Source organism: Shewanella sp. UCD-KL12 (assembly GCF_001957125.1).
Taxonomy (GTDB): Bacteria; Pseudomonadota; Gammaproteobacteria; order Enterobacterales; family Shewanellaceae; genus Shewanella.
Genome location: NZ_MPHJ01000009.1, coordinates 1 through 19,318, shown reverse-complemented (window position 1 = coordinate 19,318; position 19,318 = coordinate 1). Strand labels below are relative to the sequence as shown.

The 19,318-nt window shown below is 42.6% G+C and carries 20 protein-coding genes and 1 rRNA gene; 15 read left to right on the top strand and 6 right to left on the bottom strand.

Annotation, left to right across the window (positions count from 1 at the left end; translation table 11 throughout):
• Nucleotide 1: 1 nt before the first annotated feature.
• The 9 genes from gspF to BM736_RS15880 all read left to right on the top strand — a co-directional run bounded on the left by gspF (nt 2) and on the right by BM736_RS15880 (nt 7,060).
• The gene (gspF, locus tag BM736_RS15920; protein WP_076413956.1) at nt 2-1,225 is read left to right on the top strand and encodes a type II secretion system inner membrane protein GspF; all 1,224 of its coding nucleotides are present in this window, start codon (nt 2-4) and stop codon (nt 1,223-1,225) included.
• A gap of 87 nt (nt 1,226-1,312) precedes the next feature.
• On the top strand, nt 1,313-1,747 hold the full coding sequence (gene gspG, locus BM736_RS15915; protein WP_076413954.1) for a type II secretion system major pseudopilin GspG: 435 nt from the start codon (nt 1,313-1,315) through the stop codon (nt 1,745-1,747).
• 26 nt (nt 1,748-1,773) lie between these two features.
• Nucleotides 1,774-2,361: a type II secretion system minor pseudopilin GspH gene (gene gspH / locus BM736_RS15910; RefSeq protein WP_076413952.1), complete on the top strand. Its 588-nt coding sequence runs from the start codon at nt 1,774-1,776 to the stop codon at nt 2,359-2,361.
• 8 nt (nt 2,362-2,369) lie between these two features.
• On the top strand, nt 2,370-2,738 hold the full coding sequence (gene gspI / locus BM736_RS15905; protein ID WP_076414213.1) for a type II secretion system minor pseudopilin GspI: 369 nt from the start codon (nt 2,370-2,372) through the stop codon (nt 2,736-2,738).
• Nucleotides 2,719-3,474: a type II secretion system minor pseudopilin GspJ gene (gspJ, locus tag BM736_RS15900; protein WP_076413949.1), complete on the top strand. Its 756-nt coding sequence runs from the start codon at nt 2,719-2,721 to the stop codon at nt 3,472-3,474. The genes gspI and gspJ overlap by 20 nt, the downstream gene beginning before the upstream one ends.
• A 36-nt stretch (nt 3,475-3,510) precedes the next feature.
• A complete protein-coding gene (gene gspK, locus BM736_RS15895; RefSeq protein ID WP_179079066.1) occupies nt 3,511-4,509 on the top strand; it encodes a type II secretion system minor pseudopilin GspK in 999 nt (332 codons plus the stop codon).
• Between the two features lie 90 nt (nt 4,510-4,599).
• Nucleotides 4,600-5,793 (top strand): type II secretion system protein GspL, encoded by a 1,194-nt coding sequence (gene gspL, locus BM736_RS15890; RefSeq protein WP_076413947.1) that lies wholly within the window; start codon nt 4,600-4,602, stop codon nt 5,791-5,793.
• Nucleotide 5,794: 1 nt separating this feature from the next.
• Nucleotides 5,795-6,271 (top strand): type II secretion system protein M, encoded by a 477-nt coding sequence (locus tag BM736_RS15885; protein WP_076413946.1) that lies wholly within the window; start codon nt 5,795-5,797, stop codon nt 6,269-6,271.
• A gap of 27 nt (nt 6,272-6,298) precedes the next feature.
• The gene (locus tag BM736_RS15880; RefSeq protein WP_076413944.1) at nt 6,299-7,060 is read left to right on the top strand and encodes a type II secretion system protein N; all 762 of its coding nucleotides are present in this window, start codon (nt 6,299-6,301) and stop codon (nt 7,058-7,060) included.
• A 146-nt stretch (nt 7,061-7,206) separates the two neighbouring features.
• Here the strand turns inward: BM736_RS15880 and yrfG are convergent, their stop codons facing one another.
• Entirely contained in the window at nt 7,207-7,872 is a 666-nt protein-coding gene (yrfG, locus tag BM736_RS15875) for a GMP/IMP nucleotidase (RefSeq protein ID WP_076413941.1), read from the bottom strand.
• A gap of 184 nt (nt 7,873-8,056) precedes the next feature.
• On the opposite strand from yrfG, the gene nudE reads away from it, so the two are divergent.
• The 3 genes from nudE to BM736_RS15860 all read left to right on the top strand — a co-directional run bounded on the left by nudE (nt 8,057) and on the right by BM736_RS15860 (nt 11,351).
• Nucleotides 8,057-8,602 carry an ADP compounds hydrolase NudE gene (nudE, locus tag BM736_RS15870; RefSeq protein WP_076413938.1) on the top strand — a complete coding sequence of 182 codons (546 nt, stop codon included), beginning with the start codon at nt 8,057-8,059 and terminating at the stop codon, nt 8,600-8,602.
• A 67-nt stretch (nt 8,603-8,669) separates the two neighbouring features.
• On the top strand, nt 8,670-9,485 hold the full coding sequence (gene cysQ / locus BM736_RS15865; RefSeq protein WP_076413935.1) for a 3'(2'),5'-bisphosphate nucleotidase CysQ: 816 nt from the start codon (nt 8,670-8,672) through the stop codon (nt 9,483-9,485).
• Nucleotides 9,486-9,572: 87 nt separating this feature from the next.
• Entirely contained in the window at nt 9,573-11,351 is a 1,779-nt protein-coding gene (locus tag BM736_RS15860) for an MFS transporter (protein WP_076413933.1), read from the top strand.
• A gap of 6 nt (nt 11,352-11,357) precedes the next feature.
• Here the strand turns inward: BM736_RS15860 and mnmH are convergent, their stop codons facing one another.
• From mnmH to BM736_RS15845, 3 genes are all read right to left on the bottom strand, one after another.
• The gene (gene mnmH / locus BM736_RS15855) at nt 11,358-12,464 is read right to left on the bottom strand and encodes a tRNA 2-selenouridine(34) synthase MnmH (RefSeq protein ID WP_076413931.1); all 1,107 of its coding nucleotides are present in this window, start codon (nt 12,462-12,464) and stop codon (nt 11,358-11,360) included.
• A complete protein-coding gene (gene selD / locus BM736_RS15850) occupies nt 12,464-13,504 on the bottom strand; it encodes a selenide, water dikinase SelD (protein WP_076413929.1) in 1,041 nt (346 codons plus the stop codon). The genes mnmH and selD overlap by 1 nt, the downstream gene beginning before the upstream one ends.
• A gap of 136 nt (nt 13,505-13,640) precedes the next feature.
• Nucleotides 13,641-14,744, bottom strand: a complete 1,104-nt coding sequence (locus BM736_RS15845; protein WP_076413927.1) for a fatty acid desaturase — start codon at nt 14,742-14,744, stop codon at nt 13,641-13,643.
• Between the two features lie 153 nt (nt 14,745-14,897).
• Here BM736_RS15845 and fabR point away from each other — a divergent pair, with 153 nt between their 5' ends.
• A complete protein-coding gene (fabR, locus tag BM736_RS15840; protein ID WP_076414209.1) occupies nt 14,898-15,512 on the top strand; it encodes an HTH-type transcriptional repressor FabR in 615 nt (204 codons plus the stop codon).
• Between the two features lie 135 nt (nt 15,513-15,647).
• Here the strand turns inward: fabR and trmA are convergent, their stop codons facing one another.
• Nucleotides 15,648-16,745, bottom strand: coding sequence for a tRNA (uridine(54)-C5)-methyltransferase TrmA (gene trmA, locus BM736_RS15835; protein ID WP_076413925.1), 1,098 nt, complete (start codon nt 16,743-16,745; stop codon nt 15,648-15,650).
• Nucleotides 16,746-16,932: 187 nt separating this feature from the next.
• Here trmA and murI point away from each other — a divergent pair, with 187 nt between their 5' ends.
• Nucleotides 16,933-17,748 carry a glutamate racemase gene (gene murI, locus BM736_RS15830; protein WP_076413923.1) on the top strand — a complete coding sequence of 272 codons (816 nt, stop codon included), beginning with the start codon at nt 16,933-16,935 and terminating at the stop codon, nt 17,746-17,748.
• A 144-nt stretch (nt 17,749-17,892) separates the two neighbouring features.
• On the opposite strand, the gene BM736_RS15825 is transcribed toward murI, so the two are convergent.
• Nucleotides 17,893-18,363 (bottom strand): RNA-binding protein, encoded by a 471-nt coding sequence (locus BM736_RS15825; protein ID WP_076413921.1) that lies wholly within the window; start codon nt 18,361-18,363, stop codon nt 17,893-17,895.
• A 674-nt stretch (nt 18,364-19,037) separates the two neighbouring features.
• On the opposite strand from BM736_RS15825, the gene BM736_RS15820 reads away from it, so the two are divergent.
• A 16S ribosomal RNA gene (locus BM736_RS15820) occupies nt 19,038-19,318 on the top strand; the annotation flags it as partial.

Genomic DNA, 19,318 nt, shown 5'->3' with positions numbered 1-19,318 from the left:
TATGCCAGCATTTGAGTATAAGGCGTTAGATAAACAGGGAAAGCAACAAAAAGGTGTCATGGAGGCGGATACTGCAAGGCATGCGCGTAGCCAGCTACGTGAAATGCGCTTGATGCCTTTGGAGATCAACCCTGTTGTAGAGAAAGAGTCAAAGGCAAAATCGTCAGGAAAGAGCCTTTTTCAGCGGGGAATCTCCGTTGCGGAACTGGCGCTCATTACTCGACAAATTGCGACGTTAGTGGCTGCGGGATTACCCGTTGAAGAGGCATTAAAAGCGGTCGGCCAACAGTGTGAAAAAGATCGTTTAGCCAGTATGGTTATGGCTGTTAGGTCACGGGTCGTTGAAGGTTATAGCCTCGCCGATTCTATGGCTGAATTTCCTCATATTTTTGATGATCTTTACCGCGCTATGGTGGCCTCTGGAGAAAAGTCGGGTCACCTCGAAGTTGTACTCAATCGATTAGCCGATTACACCGAGCGACGCCAACAGCTTAAAAGCAAGATGACGCAAGCGATGATCTATCCGATTGTGCTAACGGTCGTTGCTATTAGTGTCATTGCTATTTTGTTGGCGGCTGTAGTGCCTCAAGTTGTTGGTCAGTTTGAACATATGGGGCAAGAGCTGCCGTGGACAACACAACTGCTTATCGCATCATCTGATTTTGTTCGCGATTACGGCCTAATCGTATTAGGTGTCATTGTCGCGACCTTTGTGCTGTTAAAGCGCTTATTGACTAAACCTGCTTACAGAATGAAGTACGATACTTTGCTGCTGAACCTACCTGTAATTGGTCGAGTGAGCAAAGGGCTTAACACCGCAAGGTTTGCAAGAACGTTGAGCATTTTAGCCGCAAGTTCAGTGCCTTTGTTAGATGCGATGCGTATCGCAAGCGAAGTATTGGTTAATGTAAGAGTGAGGGCCGCTGTAGAGGAGGCTACTGCTCGTGTGAGAGAGGGAACAAGTTTAGGTGCTGCGCTAACTAATACGAAACTTTTTCCACCTATGATGCTCTATATGATCACCTCAGGGGAGAAGAGTGGTCAGTTGGAGAACATGCTTGAACGTGCTGCCGATAACCAGGACCGCGAGTTTGAATCTAATGTCACCATTGCTCTGGGGGTGTTTGAGCCTCTGTTAGTGGTCAGTATGGCAGCAGTAGTATTGTTTATTGTCCTAGCGATCTTACAGCCTATTTTAGAGCTGAATAATATGATCAGTGGCTAAGGTTTAACATTTTAATCGATTTATTTTATTAATTTTTTCTCTGTATACACGTTAAGTCTACAGAGTCGTTTTAAGAGGATGTTGTGCATGCAAACTAGAAATAAGCAGAAAGGTTTTACCCTACTTGAAGTCATGGTGGTGATCGTTATTTTAGGGATTCTAGCTTCGATGGTTGTTCCTAACCTGATGGGAAACAAAGATAAGGCTGATCAACAAAAAGCGGTTTCAGATATTGTTGCGCTTGAAAATGCTTTAGACATGTATCGACTAGATAACAGTATCTACCCAACTACCGATCAAGGCCTTGATGCGCTAGTACAGAAGCCAAACAGCTCACCAGAGCCTCGTAACTATCGTGAAGATGGATATGTTAAGCGTCTGCCACAAGATCCTTGGAGAAATGACTATTTGCTATTAAGCCCTGGCGAAAATGGCAAGATTGATATTTTCAGTGCTGGTCCAGATGGGCAGGCAGGAACCGAAGATGACATCGGTAATTGGAATCTGCAGAACTTTCAATAAAACATCGTAAATCGATTATTTAGCTAATGCGTATATCTAAGCCGCAAGGCTTTACGCTCATGGAAGTGCTCTTGGTCGTCCTCTTAATGGGGCTGGCCGCTTCAGCTGTCACTATGACTATGAGTGGTGCAGATAGAAATAAAGAGCTGGAAAGAACAGCACTGCAATTTATGGCTGCTACTGAGATGGTACTCGATGAGACGGTATTGAGTGGTCACTTTATTGGGATAGTGGTTGAGGATACTAGCTACAAATTCGTTTACTACGATGAAGGAAAGTGGCAGGCATTAGACCAAGATCGCTTGCTCTCTGAGCGCCAAATGGATCCAGGTGTAGAGATTAGCCTAATTCTTGATGGGCTACCGCTTGTTCAAGAGGATGAGGAGCAGGACTCTTGGTTTGAAGAACCTTTGATAGAGAAAAGCGAAGAGGACAAGAAGAAGTTTCCTGAACCTCAGATCATGCTTTTCCCCAGTGGTGAAATGAGTGCATTCGAAATGACCTTTTTTAGCCATGATGAAAAGGGCAAAGAGATTGAAGCATTAGTTGTTGGTGATTCGCTCGGACGATTAACTCTGGGGAGAGACGATGAGTTCGATGGCGGTTTTCAATGATAATCAGCTTGAATAAAACTAAAGGTATGACGCTATTAGAGGTCATTGTCGCCTTAGCCGTGTTTGCCATTGCTGCTGTCTCTATTACTAAAAGCTTAGGTGATCAGATTGCAAATATGCCCATTCTTGAGGAGCGAACTTATGCTCAGTGGGTGGCTGATAATATTATGGTTGATGCCAGGTTAGAGGGTAAGTTTCCAGAGCTTGGTAAAAAAGATGGTGAGATGGAACTCGCTGGTCGAGATTGGTTTTGGCGCAAAGAGGTGATTAAAACCACTGATGATAAATTTCGTATGATTCAAGTCAGCGTAAGTGACGACAGTCGATATAAACGTATCATCGCTCAAGTGAGTAGTTATGTACTTAACCCAGAGTAGAGCAAATGCAGGCTTTACCCTGCTGGAGATGTTGGTGGCTATTGCCATCTTTGCCATGCTTGGGCTTGCGGCAAATTCGGTATTAAGCACTGTTATCCAAAATGATGAAGTGACCAAAGAGTTTTCCGCTGAACTTAAAGCGATGCAGCAAGGGTTTGGTGCATTAGAGCGAGACTTAGGGCAGATGGTTGCTCGCACACCGAGGTTACTCGAGGGAGGGCGAGGCTCTACAGTATTTCAAACTGGATCAGATATTCTGGATTCAGAGTCAGAAGCTTTAGTTTTCTTTCGTTTAGGCTGGCTCAATCCCGATGGCATTTTGCCTAGGGGAAGCATACAGTCTGTGGCCTATGTAGTAAGAGATAGTGCATTAGAGCGTTGGTATTATCCCTACCCTGAGCCAGAGTTTGGTGCTGAACCGATAAAGACCATAGTAATGAAAAATGTGGTTTCAGTTGAGTACTCCTTCTATATGGAAGATAAGTGGGAGCGTAAAGTCGATGGTACTAAATTACCGAAAGCGATCGCCATGGAGATCGAGTTAGAGGATTTAGGTAAAATCCAGCGTAAGTTCTTATTACCCTTAGGTGCGCCAGTTGGTTCCGGTAATGATGATAGTAACAATGGCGGCAATAATAACGGTGGCAATAATAACGGCGGTAACAACAATACCGGCGGTGGTAATAATAGCGGTGGTGGTAACCAGAATAGTGGCGACGAGGATAAAGGTGGCTGAGAACCAGATGGAATATAGACAACGAGTGTTTAGCGAGTGACTAATTTCCCGGGTAAACAGCGTGGTGTAGCCCTGATTGTGGTTATGCTGATTGTGGCTATGGTGGCAATTATTGCTACTAATATTAATAGCCGTAACCAGCTATCGGTTCGTCGCACACTCAACTTAGCTCAGTATGATCAGGCATTTTGGTATGCGATCTCTGCTGAAGAGCTTGCCAAAAAAGTGTTAAAGCAAGATCTGGATGATTCTGATAATACCGTACATCTACAGCAGTATTGGGCGCAGGCTGATGTTGTTTTTCCTGCTGACCATGGCGAGATAGGTGGGACGATATCAGATCTACAATCATGCTTTAATCTGAATTCGCTATCAGTTTCGACCGGAGAGGTTGAAAATGGCCAACCTAAACCTTCAACCGCTGCAGTGCAGTATAAAGGTTTGTTAGTGGCATTAGGTATGGATGATTTTGGTGCTGAGCGGTTAACCCATACGCTAAAAGACTATATTGATGATGATGCATTAGCGAGCCCCTTTGGTGCTGAAGATGCCGATTATGAGTCAAGAGCTGTGCCTTATCGTGCTGCAAACACCTTGATGAGCCATCGCAGCGAGCTAAGAGCGGTATTAGGTTATTCGCAAGATATCTACCTCAGGTTACAGCCCTATATTTGTGTTATTCCAGGTAATGATAAACAGGTTTTAAATGTTAACACCCTAAAAGTAGAGCAAGCAGCGCTGTTGGCAGGCATGTTTGATAATAAAATCTCTGTGGGTGAGGCCGAAAGCATTATTAATCAACGACCTGGCGACGGTTATGAGAAGATAGAAGACTTTACTGAGATCTCCTCGATCTCATCGATCGTTGCTGATGATGCTGCGCTTAAAACGAGCTTTACTGTCGATAGTCACTATTTCTTATTAGAGGCTGGCGCTAAAGTCGATAGTGCAACTTTTAGGCTCGAAAGTGTGATGAAGCGAAATGGCAATAACGGTATGGATATATTAACCCGTCAATTTGGTGGACAGAAGTAGCATTCATGATGTCTATAAGTGTGAATGAGCAGAATAAAAATAAGAGCTTCTTTTCTGGAGTAAGCCAGATGAGACTTGTGGAGAACAGATGTGAGTGAAAGACTATTTATCCGCTTAGGAACAAGCCAAGAGCAGAGCTGCTCGTGGCTGGTTTGGTCTGAGCAGGAACAAGAGATTATAGGCTCTGGTGAACTTAAAGATGCGCAGGCGTTATCGAGTTTATCTGAGCGCGCTGGTAATCGCCCTGTTGATGTACTTGTTCCCTCATCAGCTATTACCTTGACCACAGTTGAGCTACCTGAAAAGGGGCAGCGACAAGCTATTCAAGCTTTGCCGTTTATGCTTGAGGAAAATCTTGCTGAGAATGTCGATGATCTACATTTCGTTACAGGTCCTCGAGATGGTGAATCTTTAAGTGTGGCCGTAGTTGCTCATGAGCAGATGCAAACTTGGCTAACCTGGCTAACAGATGCAGGGCTAAAGGCTAAATGTATTGTGCCTGACTGCCTTGCTTTACCTCTGCAGGAATGTCAGTGGGCTGCAATAAAATTTAATCAGGAATATCTACTTAGGACTGGAGCAGGAGCTGGTGTTAGCCTCAGTGAAGAGTGGCTGAACATGGCATTGCCAAGACTGTTGCCAACAGATACTGACTCTCCTGTGACACTTGCCGCTTACAGTGAGTTGAACATAGCGGGCACAGATGTACAGCCTCAAGAGCTAAACCTGCCGATGCTAGTGCTTGCCAAAGGCATACTGACATCGCCAATGAATCTATTAACGGGCAGCTATCTGCCTAAGCGTGAATATGGTAAACATGTTCAGATATGGCGAAATGCAGCTGTTGTTATTGTGGTGGCTCTGATTTTATCACTAGTGAATAAAGGGCTTAATATTCACCAAATGAACAGTGAGAGAGCCTCTTTACAACAACAAAGTGAAGCAATTTTTAAGCAGGCTGTTCCGGGAACATCGCGTATTGTAAACCTTAGATCTCAAATGGATAGGCATCTTCGAAGTATGCAGGGCCAAGGTGGGGGGAGTGAGTTTTTCTCTATGCTTGAAGGCTTAGAAGAGGCATTTACTCAGGTTTCGGACTTAAAGCCGACAACGCTGCGATTTGATAGTGCTCGAAATGAATTGAGAATGCAGATAACTGCAAAGAGCTATGCTCAAGTTGAAAAGTTTAAAGAGATAGTTTCTCGCTCTTATCAGCTAGATTCAGGTGCAATGAATAGCGGTGAAGACTCTGTGACTAGCACATTAACGTTGAGGAGTAAGTAATATGGAAAACGTTAAGGTGTGGTGGAATGGACTCATTCTACGAGAGAAGCAGCTTGTTGGAACTGGTGGTATTTTCCTATTTATTGGTATTCTTTACTGGGGGATCTGGACACCTATCTCTAATGCGGAGTTAGATGCTGAGCGCAGCCTTCAAGCACAGCAAAATACGCTTAATTTTGTCAAACAGACTGCGAATAAAATTGCCGGCCTAAAAGAGAGTGGTAGTAAGCCTAACTTTAGTGGCAGTTTAAGTGCGGCAGTGAATCAGAGTGCAGGTGCGTTTGGGCTCGAGATCACGCGCATGCAGCCACAAGGAAAGAAGATTCAAATTTGGATGGATGATGTGCCATTCGACCCCTTGTTAGGCTATCTTAATGAGTTAGTTCAGGATAAGGGCCTATCGCTGGAAAGTATCGACCTCGCTGAGTCAGATACACCGGGCTTAGTACGTGTTCGCCGTATTCAGTTATCACAATAATGAGCATTTAGTATTTAAGGTGTAGTAGTGAATTTAGCTAAAAAGATTATTATTGGCGTGGGGATATACCTGGTTTTTCTTGTGGCATTATTGCCAGCCAGTGTTGTAGTAAAATTAGCGCCAATCCCTAATGGCGTTAGCCTAAGCGGCGTGTCTGGTTCTATTTGGTCGGGCAATATTGAGTCCGTCACTGTGCAAAATAGGCAACTTGAGCAAGTGCAATGGCAGTTAAGTCCATGGTCACTTGTACTTGGTCAGGCTAAGTTAGACTTAGTGATCGGCAATAGAGGCTCAGCGGTTAATGGTAAAGGTTTAGTAACCCTTTCTATGAGTGGCGTCGATGCAAAAGGATTGCGATTTGAATCGCCGAGTAGCTTCCTTTTAGGCAATAATAGGTTACCGTTTCGAACTAAAGTAGACGGTGATATCAGTTTGTTTATCGATACCTTAGAGCAAGGGATACCTTGGTGTGAGCAGCTTAATGGAAAGTTGTTTGTTAATCGCGCTAGCGTTAAAAATCAGTTTGGTGATTATCCATTAGGGGATATTGAGCTTGGACTGAGCTGTGTCGATGGCAATGTAAAGGTAAAGTCTGATGAGACGATGAATCAACTTGGCTTCACAGGAACTGTGACGCTGCAAGCTGAAAAGGTCGTACAGGTTAGTGCTAAGATTAAAGAAACAGCTTCACAGCCGGAAGACCTGAAAAAAGCATTGGCTTTCTTAGGTAAGAAAGACAGTCAAGGTTATTACCCGATAAGCTATCAAGGTAGGGTTCCCGGCTTGTAACGTGACAATCGATAAGAGAAAGGCACCCTTAGGTGCCTTTCTCTTTTCAGTCTCCAAGCCAATTAGCTCAAGCAGTCGCTCATTGTTTTTATTTCAACGTGACAGAAGCAATAAGTTAATGTGAAGCTCAATTTTATCGGTAGCTATTAACCCGCTTGTAGATCCTCGAGAAGTAGGTGGTAATCTCCAATAGCGGGGAAATCACTGAATATCTGATTGGGCTTTTTACTATCTGGATTGGTTATTCCTAACTGATGTGCCACTCCGGTATCTTTTGCAGCTTGCAAAATCGCTTCATTGTCATCGACAAATAGACAGCGACTAGGATCTAATTGAAATTGCAAAAAGAGGTGCTGCCAAAAGTGGGGATGCTCTTTAGGGTAGCCTGTTTCATGGCTAGATATCATATGATCTAAGCCGCTGGCCATCTCGGTGTGTTCTAGTTTTAACGCTAAACTTTTTGGGTGAGCGTTGGTGACCAAGATACGTGATTTTTTTTGCGCCCCCAAAGCTGATAGAAAAGGCATACTATCTTGTCTGAGCTGGATTCTATCGACTAATGTTTTATGTAATCCAAGAATATCTATCTGTAACTCACTCTCCCAGTAATCAAGGCAATACCAGTCTAACGTACCAAATACCTTATCATAAGATGATTCGACTAACGCTTGTGCTGCTTGGCTATCTAACCCTCTTTGCTGGCTTAATTCAGCGGGGACTAGACTTAACCAGAAGTGATTATCAAAATTGAGATCCAGTAAGGTTCCGTCCATATCCAATAACACTGTGTCTATCTCATTCCATGGAAACATTATTAATCCAGTTAAATTTTAGGGCCTTGCTTAGATATTAAAGCGACAAATTTCATTAGAGTTTAATACCGATCTATCTTATCTCTTTTTATAAAGACTAATCTAAGCACTTTCTTGTTGTAGATTAGAAACATGATAGTAAGATTATACCGTTAAGCAAATTTCATTTGGCTCAGGGATTATCATGAAGCACAAAAAACCGGACATTTTAAGTTCAGAAGTTGTGGCCCAAAGCCGCTTGTTTACAATTGAGCAAGTAAATCTGAAATTCTCAAACCAAGTTGAACGCCAGTACGAACGAATGAAAGGTAGTAACCGTGGTGCTGTAATGGTTGTGCCTGTGCTGAATGGTAAAACACTGCTTTTGGGGCGTGAATATGCCGCTGGTACACATAGTTATGAACTTGGCTTCCCAAAAGGCTTAATCGATCCTGGCGAAGAAGCTCATGAAGCTGCCAATAGAGAGCTGCAGGAGGAGATTGGCTTTGGTTCAAAAAAGCTAACTCATTTGATGGAATTGAGCTTAGCGCCTGGGTACTTTGCCAGCAAGATGCAGATCTTTATTGCAGAGGAACTATTTGAGAGTTCACTAGAGGGCGATGAGCCTGAGCCTATTGAGTTAGTTTCTTGGCCGTTAGATAAGTGGCAAAGTTTACTTGATGAGAAAGATTTTTCTGAATCGAGAAGTGTAAGCGCCTTGTTTTTAGCTCAAAAATATCTAAAACTATAATTGTTCGAAACAAAAATATTAGAACATAGTTCAATATTTGTCGTAGTAAAAGGCTGTTGGAGCGGTTATGAAGCCAGAAGAGTACATAGAGCAAGTAATTGAGATTGCAATCGATGCAGGTAACAAGATACGAGAGATCTATCTTGAGGGCTCTTTTGATAAAGAGATCAAATCTGATAATACACCGGTGACGTCTGCCGATATTGCTGCCCATAATATCATTACTTCCTCACTGAAGGCCTTGTCTCCTGATATTCCTGTACTTTCAGAAGAAGATGCTGAGATCCCCTTTTCTGAGCGTGAACATTGGCAACGCTACTGGCTTGTCGATCCGCTCGATGGCACCGGGGAGTTTATTGCTGGCAGCGGTGATTTTTCAGTGATCATTGCACTTGTTGAGCATAACCGCCCTATTATGGGTATCGTATATGTGCCTATGACTGAGGTGTGTTATTACGCGATTGCAGGTCTTGGTGCCTATAAGCGAGATGCATCATCGGAAGTTAGGATTGTGAGTCAACAATTGCCGCTCGCAGAAGATCCTCCTTTGAAGTTGGCTGTGAGCCGTAGGCAAGATCCGCAGTCGGTTTTAAAATTGTTTAGTCACTCAAAACATTGTGAGTTAGTTGTACTCGGCGGCGCAGCTTTAAAGAGTTGTTTAGTCGCAGAGGGGAAAGCTGATTGCTATGTACGTATTGGCCCCACTGGTGAGTGGGATACAGGCGCTGCACAAATTATTGTAGAAGAGGCCGGTGGTCAGATCATGGATATTGGCTTGCAGCCTTTAAGCTATAATGAGCGGGAGTCACTTGAGAATCCAAACTTTATCGTAGTAGGCTCACCCCACCTTCCATGGGATCAGTTACTGACTGCAGAAAGCTGATCACTGTTGTTATCTGGGCCACCTAACGTGTGGCTCAATAATGCTGTTCTTTTAATGTAAGGCCTATCTGAGAACTAGGATGGTTTCATGATTTTGAGTCGTCGCTTCCTTCCCTATTTTATTACTCAGTGTTTAGGTGCATTGAACGATAATGTTTATAAGAATGTCTTACTCTTGTTGGTGACCTATTCTCAGGTCGCAACGCTTCCCATCGATGTGAATCTATTTGTTAACTTGGCTGCAGGCCTATTTATTCTTCCCTTTTTTCTATTTTCAGCTCACGCAGGTTTGATTGCTGATAATATTGATAAGGCTATTTTGATCAGGCGACTCAAATTGCTAGAGGTTGTCATCATGTGCTGCGGTGCAGCTGCGATTATGACTCAAAGCTACCTGCTGATGTTGCTGTTACTTTTTCTTATGGGCTCCCAGTCAGCTTTTTTTGGGCCTGTGAAATATTCATTGCTGCCAAGAGTATTACAGGATATTGAGCTTGTAAGAGGCAATGCATGGGTTGAGATGGGAACCTTTATCTCCATTTTAGTCGGGACCATAGTAGCGGGCCTTATTGTCGCAAGTGATCATGCCAATATCCTTGCCGCTTTTTTGGTCGTTGTTTTGGCTCTAATGGGCTATATATCTAGTCGATTTATCCCTTTGATCCCTACCAATGCTGACGTAAAGAAAATAAGGTTTACGCCCTTTTCAGGCCTTGTTTCTAGTATAAAACGGGTAAAACGTAGTCCTTCTATATGGGCGGCTATAATGGCAATTAGTTGGTTTTGGTTTCTTGGTGCGACCTATTTAACTCAATTTCCAAACTTCGCAAAACTGCACCTACACTCAGGTGCTACCGTTGTTTCTCTTTTACTCGCGCTTTTTTCAATTGGTATTGCAGCCGGTTCATTCCTATGTGACCGCTTATCCTTTAGGCAAGTCGAGTTGGGGATCTTACCCTTCGGCTTATTAGGGCTCACGATTTTTGGCGTTGATCTTTATCTGGCTGTACCGTCAAAGAGTCCTGAGGTTATTTATAGTGCCTTGACCTTTATTGCCGAGCCACAACATTACAGGCTAATGTTTGATCTCTTTATGGTCGGCGTCAGTGGTGGTTTATTTATTGTTCCTCTCTATGCGTTCATCCAAGCTAGAAGTAACGAAAGAGAGTGCGCTCAAGCTATTGCAGCCAACAATATAATGAATGCTTTGTTTATGGTGACCGCAGCGGTTTTTGCGATTCTTTTCTTAGGTGTGTTGGGTGCAAGTATTCTGCAACTGTTTTTGCTGCTAGCAATTGCTAACGTATTGTTTGGTCTGTTTCTTTATAAGCGTTTACCTGAGTTAAGACTCAGGTTCGTATGTTATCTGTTTGGGCGGTTTATTAATCCACTTGCGGTAAAAGATCGTAAAGTAATACCTGCAAGAGGCAGTGCCTTATTGATTGGTGACACAACTTCAGCAAAGGAGTTTGTGTTACTACAAAGCTTAACTGTTCGCCCTATACAGTTCGTATGGTTAGATGCCCCCCACAATGGCTTTCTTGTTAACCTACTTCGTTCGACGAGTAGTATTATAGAGGGGGGTGATACGAGAGATGAACAGGGGAGTACTAATCTTGCCATAATAGAGCAGAGGCTTGCCCAAAGTAGTCATAGCGAACAGCTGATATATATATCCCGTCAGGATTGGCTGTTATTAGGCGATGAATTAAAGCTTAAGTTAAGCGCACTACCTCAGATAGCGATAGCTTTGAGTAAGGATGAATCGAAAAGTAAGCAAGAGGAGGGGGGCTCCTCTCATAGTGGTAGGGTCTATGTTGAGCTAACCTTGAACCCAAGTGCCAAGCCCACTTTGGATAAAGGCTAGGCTTTATTATTTAGCTGAATAGTGGTTAAGCCATTCATGCATAGCTTGATGATCCCCTTTAAATAGGATCCGTGTTTGCTTCTTGTCGAGTTGATACTGATACATAGGGTCGTAATACTTGGTCAGTAGCAGGCTGATCCACTCAAGGTGGGCCTCGGTAGAGTTATTCTGTAATTGAACTTTGAGCGCATTAGAAATGATTGATTGGAACTCGTCATGGAGTTGCCCACCAAGTCGCTTTTTAATGCCAGTAATGCTTTGACTTAAATAGTTAGAAAAAGCGCTAAACCCTTCCTCTTCACCTAAGCGTTCCACATAACCTGAATGCATCTTGTGTACATACTCTTCTAGCAATCTAGCGTGTCTATTCTCATTTGATTCATCTAATACCAGTATTTGGGTGGTTTGCATTGCAGAGTAAAATGCTTGAGGTATTGCAGAGCGCCCGATAAGAAAGCTTTCATCTTCAACAACTAAGCATTTCTCATTCCGCTGTTGGTGCTTTAATAGCTCTACCGCTAACTGATTTTCGAAGTTAATTTGAGTCGGCTGACCTTCATGATATCGCCCGAAGCTAGAGCCTCTATGGTGGGCGATACCTTCTAAATCGACAGACTCTGTTCGCTTTATCAGGAAGTCAGTTTTGCCACTTCCTGTTATTCCGCTAAGAATAAACATAGGTTGCAGGCTTGGTGAGGTATCTATTATTTCAATTAGATACTGTCGCATGGCTTTATAGCCGCCCTCGATATAGGGGACATCAACGCCGGCTTCTTTTAGCCACTGCTGAGTAAGTTGAGATCTTAAACCACCACGAAAACAACAAAGATATGCCGTGGGATTTTGCTCAAAATATTCTAGCCATGCATCTACTCGACCTTGTTTTACTTTGCCGCGAACAAGAGTGTGGCCTAACTCTATTGCTGCATCTTGTCCCTTATTTTTGTAGCATGTTCCAACCTTCTGTCGCTCGCTATCTTGCATTAGCGGTAGGTTGAAGCTTGATGGAAATGCACCTTTATTGAATTCTATCGGTGCCCTTACATCTAATATAGGGTGACCTGATAACATGATCTGTTTATAGGCTGATTTAGCAACAATATTTTGACTCATTAGATGAGTTCCACAAGTGTAGCTTGAGGCTTATCGGTCAATGTGCCGACACATTGAGTCGGGATATCATTGTCAGCTAAAAGCTTGATAAGTGCTTGTTCAGCCTCAACAGAAACTGAAATTAGCAAACCGCCACTTGTTTGAGGATCGCAGATAATTCCTTTTTGCAAATCCGTGAGTGTTGGTAAGTGTTCACCATAGCTTTCATAGTTTCTATGAGTGCCACCTGGAATGCATCCCATCTCGAGGTAGTTTTTGGCTTTTGGGAGAAGAGGCAGAGCATCAACTTCTATCTGGGCGTTAAGCGTAGCACCTTGACACATTTCAACTAGGTGGCCTGCAAGGCCAAATCCAGTAACATCTGTCATCGCATTCACCCCGGAGATTTTTGCTATAGCCGGGCCTAATAAATTGAGTTCGCACATGGCATCAACGGCAATATTGATATCTTCTGCCGCGATCTTTTTCTGTTTTTGTGCTGTAGTTAGAATCCCAATCCCTAAAGGTTTAGTTAGGTAAAGCTTATCACCTGATTTGGCCGTATCGTTTTGCTTAAGTTCATTCAGGGGAATTTGACCAGTGACAGCTAAGCCAAATATAGGCTCTGGAGAGTCTATGCTGTGTCCACCGGCTAACATAATACCTGCATCGGCGCAGGCTTGGCGCCCGCCATCGACCACTTGTTGGGCAACTTCTGCAGGCAAAATGTTTACTGGCCACCCTAGAATGGCAATGGCCATCATTGGGCTTCCACCCATGGCATAGATGTCGCTAATCGCGTTAGTGGCTGCAATACGGCCGAAAGTAAATGGGTCATCGACAATGGGCATAAAGAAATCAGTTGTGCTGATAATCCCTGTCTCTTCATTAAGTTTGTAAACCGCCGCATCATCTCGAGTTTGGTTACCTACAAGCAGACTAGGATCTTCAAAAACTGGAAGCTGTGAAGCTAAAATAGTGCCTAAGACTTTTGGTGAGATTTTACATCCACACCCTGCACCGTGACTATATTCTGTTAGCTTTATTGTAGACTCTGACATGACCAAAACTCTCTCGATAAGGTAGTTAGGCGGTCATCATAGACCTATCGCTAAGCTTCTTCAATCGGTAGGCTTGAGTAAGGTGAGCAAACACAAAAACGGCTTAGTGTTTTAAGCCGTTTTTTGTTTTGTAGTATTAAAAGGTCTCGGTGAGTTGTTTCCAGCTTCTATGTTGTTGCAGAAACTTTTGTTTCATCTCATCAACCTGCTGTACGAGTTGTTGATCGGACAACTGTTCCCGCTTTGCCTCAAGTAACTTCTTTTTTGCTATGTAGTAGTCAGCAAGCAGTGATTTTAAAACCTCATATTCAGCCTGCAACTTCTCGAGCAGCTCATCACAGTTATTCAGTGAAGCAATGCGATGCTGAGTTTTTTGTAATTGCATTTTTAGTTTGGCGCTTTCTATTCTTTCCTGTGGTGTGATCCGTAGATCTGTTGCTAATCCACACCAATACAGCGCGTTAATCAACCATTTCGTTGGGTCGTACTGCCACCAGTTAATACCGTTTCGGTAGTCATTTTCAAAGATATGATGAAAATTGTGGTAACCCTCACCATAGGTTAGTAACGCAATAAACCCATTATCACGAGCAGTATTTCTATCCGTATAGGGCTGGCTTCCCCATACATGAGCAAGTGAGTTGATGAAGAACGTACAGTGATGCACAACTACAAGTCTCAGTAAGCCCGCCATGAGTAACATCGCCAATATATCCCCGTTTAACCAACCTAAAAATGCTGGTAAACCGATATTCATTAAGACAACTAATGGAAGGTAATACTTGTGCTGCCACATTACAATTTTGTCGTTTTGCAGATCACGAACATTTTTATAGTCGTGGTATCGTTGAGATTGATACTCTCTTAGCATCCAACCTATGTGGCTGTACCAAAAGCCCATTTTGGCTGAGTATGGATCTTTGTCGTTATTATCAACGTGTTTATGATGCACTCGATGATCAGAAGACCAATGTAGTGCACTATTTTGTAATGCTAGGGCGCCACCTAGAGCAAACAAAAAGCGTACAGGCGCTTTGGTTTTATAGGTTTTATGCGACCAAAGGCGATGGTAACCAGCCGTAATAGATAGGCCGCTTGCAAAAGCAAAACCAATAAAGGCAAGCCATTCAATAAGTCCGTAGCCTTGGGTTATTCCATACCAAGGCACAAGGATCGCAGCACCTAAAAAGGTGATGAGAAACAGGGCAACATTGGTCCAAATTAGTGGGGGTTTGTTCATTATTATTATCCAACTCTGTTTTGAGCGTACATCTGTACGCTAATTTAGCTTGCAAATCACTATTGGTCAAGCTGCAAACATCTTTAGGGGCTGTGTTTTAGCACTAAAAAATGTATTATCTCCGAATCACAATTAAGTTTCGGATCCACCATGATGGGCGTAAGAGCACAGCAAAAAGAGAAGACGCGTAGAGCGCTTGTCGATGCGGCATTCAATCAACTCAATGCAGAAAGGAGCTTCTCTAGTCTGAGTTTGAGAGAAGTTGCCCGTGAGGCTAAAATTGCGCCGACCTCATTTTATCGTCATTTCAAAGATATGAATGAACTAGGTTTAACCATGGTCGATGAAGGTGGTTTAACCTTAAGGCAGATGATGCGTAAAGGGCGTCAGCGAGCAGAAGCCGGTGGCAGTGTCATACGTATATCTGTTGATACTTTTATGGAAGTCCTCGAATCAAACCCTAATGTATTTAGAATTTTGCTGCATGAGCGTTCAGGTACATCAGCTCCCTTTAGAGCTGCTGTTGCACGTGAGATAGAGCACTTTATCTCAGAACTGACTCACTATACCGAAGCTACGGCTAATCGAAGCCCCGAGCTTGCAAGGGCACAGGCTGAAGCGTTAGTGACTCTGGTTTTTAATGCGGGGGCTGCGGCTCTTGATATGAAACGAGTAGATCGAAAAGTGCTTGCTGATAGGTTGGTGATTCAGCTGCGTATGGTTGCTAAAGGCTCTGAAGCTTTGCAGCTTAAAATGGAAAAGCGTTAACTTTTAAATACCGCGTACGGACTGACCCCAACCTGTTGTATATAGATTGGGTTTAAACGATTTGATTAATGAAAAAGCCAGTAGCTAACACTACTGGCTTTTTCATTCGTTCAAATAATATTCTTACTAGAGATATTATTTTCTCTCAAGGAACACCCCTGATTCCATATGATCTGTATAGGGGAATTGATCAAATAGGGCGAAGCGCGTGATCTTATGTGTCTTGGTCAGCTCTTGTAAATTGTCCATTAAGGTATTGGGGTTGCAAGAGATGTAGACAATACGTTCGTAGCCTTGAACTAACTTTACTGTGTTCGCATCCATTCCTGCACGCGGTGGGTCGACAAAAATGGTATTACAGTTATAGCTATCTAGATCGATACCCTCTAACCGTCTAAAGCTACGCTTTTTAGCCATAGCATCAGTAAAGTCTTCTGCAGACATTCGAATAATCTGCAGGTTATCGACCTTATTGATCTCGATATTGTATTGTGCTGATTGTACTGAAGGTTTAGCTAGCTCAGTGGCTAAAACGCGGTCGAAGTTTTGCGCTAAGGCAATAGAGAAGTTGCCGTTGCCACAGTAAAGCTCTAATAGGTCACCTGTACTATTCTTAGTAACATCAATGGCCCACTCAAGCATTTTTACTGATACTTTACCGTTGGGTTGTGTGAAGCTATTTTCGATTTGATGGTAATGTAACTCTTTATCATTGACTGTGAGTGTTTCAACAACAAAGTCTTTATCGAAAATCAATTTTTGTTTGCGTGCCCTACCGATCAAGTTAACGTTAAACTTGGTAGCTAATCTCTCTTTAAGCGCTTTGGCTTCAACTTCCCACTGCTGGTCTAACTGTTTATGATAAAGTAATGAAACTAGAATCTCTCCACTAAGTGTGGAAAGGAAGTCAATTTGAAATAGCCTATGTCTTAGAATCGTATTAGGCTTTAACTCAGCGATTAGTGCTGGCATCATCTCATTAATAAGACTGCTTGCTGGCAGGAACTGATCGCAACGAACTTTACTGTCTAGTGCTTTATCAAACATGTAGTAATACATGTCTTCGCCGTCATGCCAAATACGGAATTCTGAACGCATCCGGTAGTTGGCCGTATCAGAACTGAATACTTCTAATTGTGGTGTATCGAAGTCTGTGAATATCTGTTCCAGCTTGATGCGCTTCTCTTCTAGTTGGGCATCATAGGTCGTAGGATCCATTGCTGCTAAATTCATTTCTTGATCACCTTGGCTATATTTGGGGCGGAATTATTATACTAGATGGCTAAGATGTCCAGTTTCTCGCTTTCGATTTCTACTTTCTTATGTGAAAATTCAACATTACTCTTGTAAATACGCTGGTGAGTTCAGGTGTTGTGTGAGTCAGTGCAGTTAGATTGAGCTTTGTTAATGGAGAAGTGATTTGCCTAAACCCATACTCGTGTTTGATTCAGGAATTGGTGGATTGACTATTCTTGAGGAAATTAAGCAAGTACTGCCCGATGAGAGATACATTTATCTATTTGATAATGCACGCTTACCCTATGGTGAATTGAGTGAGCAAACCTTGATAGATGGGTGCGTATCGCTGATAACAAAGTTTATAAAACTCAATCCTGTATCTATGGTAGTTATTGCTTGTAATACTGCCAGTACGTTGATTTTACCAGCGTTAAGGGCTGAGTTAGATATTCCAATTGTTGGAGTAGTACCTGCTGTTAAGCCTGCAGCTGTGTTATCAAAGAGAAAGCATATCGGTTTACTCGCGACACCAGGCACAATAAAACGCACTTATACACATGAGCTTATCACCCAATTTGCTGATAACTGTAAGGTTGAGCTTTATGGCTCATCTGAGTTAGTGCTTCTTGCCGAGCAAAAAGCCGCAGGCCTGCTAGTTACTAAAGATCAGATTGCTAGGATTTTACAACCGCTATTAGATAGTGAGATAGATACACTTGTCTTAGGTTGTACGCACTTTCCTATCTTAAGAGATGAGATGCAGGCTTATTTGGGAGAAGCAGTTAGCTTGGTGGACTCAGGTAAAGCAATAGCTGCTCGGGTTGTTAACTTAATTGAGCAACAGGCATATATAGAGCAGAAAGAAGTAGGCAGCATTAATGAGTTAAATGAAACTACCAAAAATACAGCATTCTATACATCAGATTCAGTTGGAGTTGGGCTGAAGACTACCTTAATCTCGTTTGGGTTAACTGTAATATCTAAAGTGAATCTATAACAATAAAAGTAAGTTTGAATGCTCATCTATTGATTGGTATTAGAATAAGGCGAGAAAATGGGTGTTTAAGCTGCATCAAAATATAAAAAATGGCCTTATAAGGTGGAGCCTTATAAAGCCATCATGATTATTGATAGGTTTCAGTTAAGCGTTTGCTTGACGTTCACTCTTATCAGAATCTTGAGATTTGGCTTCCCTAACTTTTAATGTACGTTCTTGGAAATCAAACTCGTTTAGTTTACTCATCGCTTTTTGCGCACCAGCTTCAGACATCTCAATGAAACCGAAACCTTTACGGCGTCCTGTTTTGCGATCGCGGACTAATCGGACTGAATTAACTGGGCCGTACTTACCAAATAACTCTTTTACCTCACCTTCATGTACTCGATATGGAAGGTTACCAACGTAAAGTGTCATTGTTGGTCCTGTGTATTGCTCAACACTCGCAGCATTGTCGCTGCTTTCTGCTGATTGACCTTTTAGTGAGAAAACAACGCTGGCAATAATAGTACCAGTAAAGAAAGCAACTGCAGCGTTTAACGATGGAGCGACAAAGTGAATCGCGACTGCACCAAGAATGGCGATAATCAAAACAATAAGAAATGGCTTTTGCATAAATATGATCTCTGAAGAATTGATAAATAACTGTTAATAGCAGGTATATGGTAATGAATTATTTAGCATTACACTAGTCCATTGCTGAAAAAATGAACTTAATAGTGAAGTAATTTTAATAATAGAATGATAAAGCAGCAAACATTGGGGTAAAAATAAGCTGAAAAGCGATATGTGTTTAAAAGTGCAGCAAGTGAACTTTAAATCACTAAAAAGGTCTTGCGCAGTTTTATAATCTGCCTATAATGCGCACCCACTGACACGGCAAACCAGTCTTCTTAAAGGAAAGCTGAAAAGCAGTCAGGGCAACGAGTTAAGCGATTTTAAAAACATTTTAAAAAAGCACTTGACGCCAACAACGGGAAGTGTAGAATACGCCTCCTCAAGCCAACGACCTAGCGTCTTATGGCTGCATCTGAAAGATGATGCAACGCTCTTTAACAATTTATCAAGTAATCTGTGTGGACATTCACAGGTGTTGAGTTATTCGAAATTGCTTCTTAGGAAGCAATCAAAAATTTAACTCAATGTAACGATGAGTGTTCATAGCAATATGTAATTTACAGAAATGTAATTATCGAGTTCACCAACTTCTTTATGAACGAAGTGAATGAGAAACAGTTTAATTCATTGAGTCGTTCTTCATCCTTAATTGGATGAGAACAAAAAAACTTTAATTGAAGAGTTTGATCATGGCTCAGATTGAACGCTGGCGGCAGGCCTAACACATGCAAGTCGAGCGGAAACAGAAAGGTGCTTGCACCTTTGCTGTCGAGCGGCGGACGGGTGAGTAATGCCTAGATATCTGCCTAGTCGTGGGGGATAACAGTTGGAAACGACTGCTAATACCGCATACGCCCTACGGGGGAAAGGAGGGGACCTTCGGGCCTTTCGCGATTAGATGAGTCTAGGTGGGATTAGCTAGTAGGTAAGGTAATGGCTTACCTAGGCGACG

Bases quoted from the DNA above. Each gene is read 5' to 3' on its own strand.
- gspF (WP_076413956.1), top strand. From the start codon at position 2: ATGCCAGCATTTGAGTATAAGGCGTTAGATAAACAGGGAAAGCAACAA.
- gspG (WP_076413954.1), top strand. From the start codon at position 1,313: ATGCAAACTAGAAATAAGCAGAAAGGTTTTACCCTACTTGAAGTCATG.
- gspH (WP_076413952.1), top strand. From the start codon at position 1,774: ATGCGTATATCTAAGCCGCAAGGCTTTACGCTCATGGAAGTGCTCTTG.
- gspJ (WP_076413949.1), top strand. From the start codon at position 2,719: ATGTACTTAACCCAGAGTAGAGCAAATGCAGGCTTTACCCTGCTGGAG.
- BM736_RS15885 (WP_076413946.1), top strand. From the start codon at position 5,795: ATGGAAAACGTTAAGGTGTGGTGGAATGGACTCATTCTACGAGAGAAG.
- yrfG (WP_076413941.1), bottom strand. From the start codon at position 7,872: ATGTTTCCATGGAATGAGATAGACACAGTGTTATTGGATATGGACGGA.
- nudE (WP_076413938.1), top strand. From the start codon at position 8,057: ATGAAGCACAAAAAACCGGACATTTTAAGTTCAGAAGTTGTGGCCCAA.
- cysQ (WP_076413935.1), top strand. From the start codon at position 8,670: ATGAAGCCAGAAGAGTACATAGAGCAAGTAATTGAGATTGCAATCGAT.
- BM736_RS15860 (WP_076413933.1), top strand. From the start codon at position 9,573: ATGATTTTGAGTCGTCGCTTCCTTCCCTATTTTATTACTCAGTGTTTA.
- mnmH (WP_076413931.1), bottom strand. From the start codon at position 12,464: ATGAGTCAAAATATTGTTGCTAAATCAGCCTATAAACAGATCATGTTA.
- selD (WP_076413929.1), bottom strand. From the start codon at position 13,504: ATGTCAGAGTCTACAATAAAGCTAACAGAATATAGTCACGGTGCAGGG.
- BM736_RS15845 (WP_076413927.1), bottom strand. From the start codon at position 14,744: ATGAACAAACCCCCACTAATTTGGACCAATGTTGCCCTGTTTCTCATC.
- fabR (WP_076414209.1), top strand. From the start codon at position 14,898: ATGGGCGTAAGAGCACAGCAAAAAGAGAAGACGCGTAGAGCGCTTGTC.
- trmA (WP_076413925.1), bottom strand. From the start codon at position 16,745: ATGAATTTAGCAGCAATGGATCCTACGACCTATGATGCCCAACTAGAA.
- BM736_RS15825 (WP_076413921.1), bottom strand. From the start codon at position 18,363: ATGCAAAAGCCATTTCTTATTGTTTTGATTATCGCCATTCTTGGTGCA.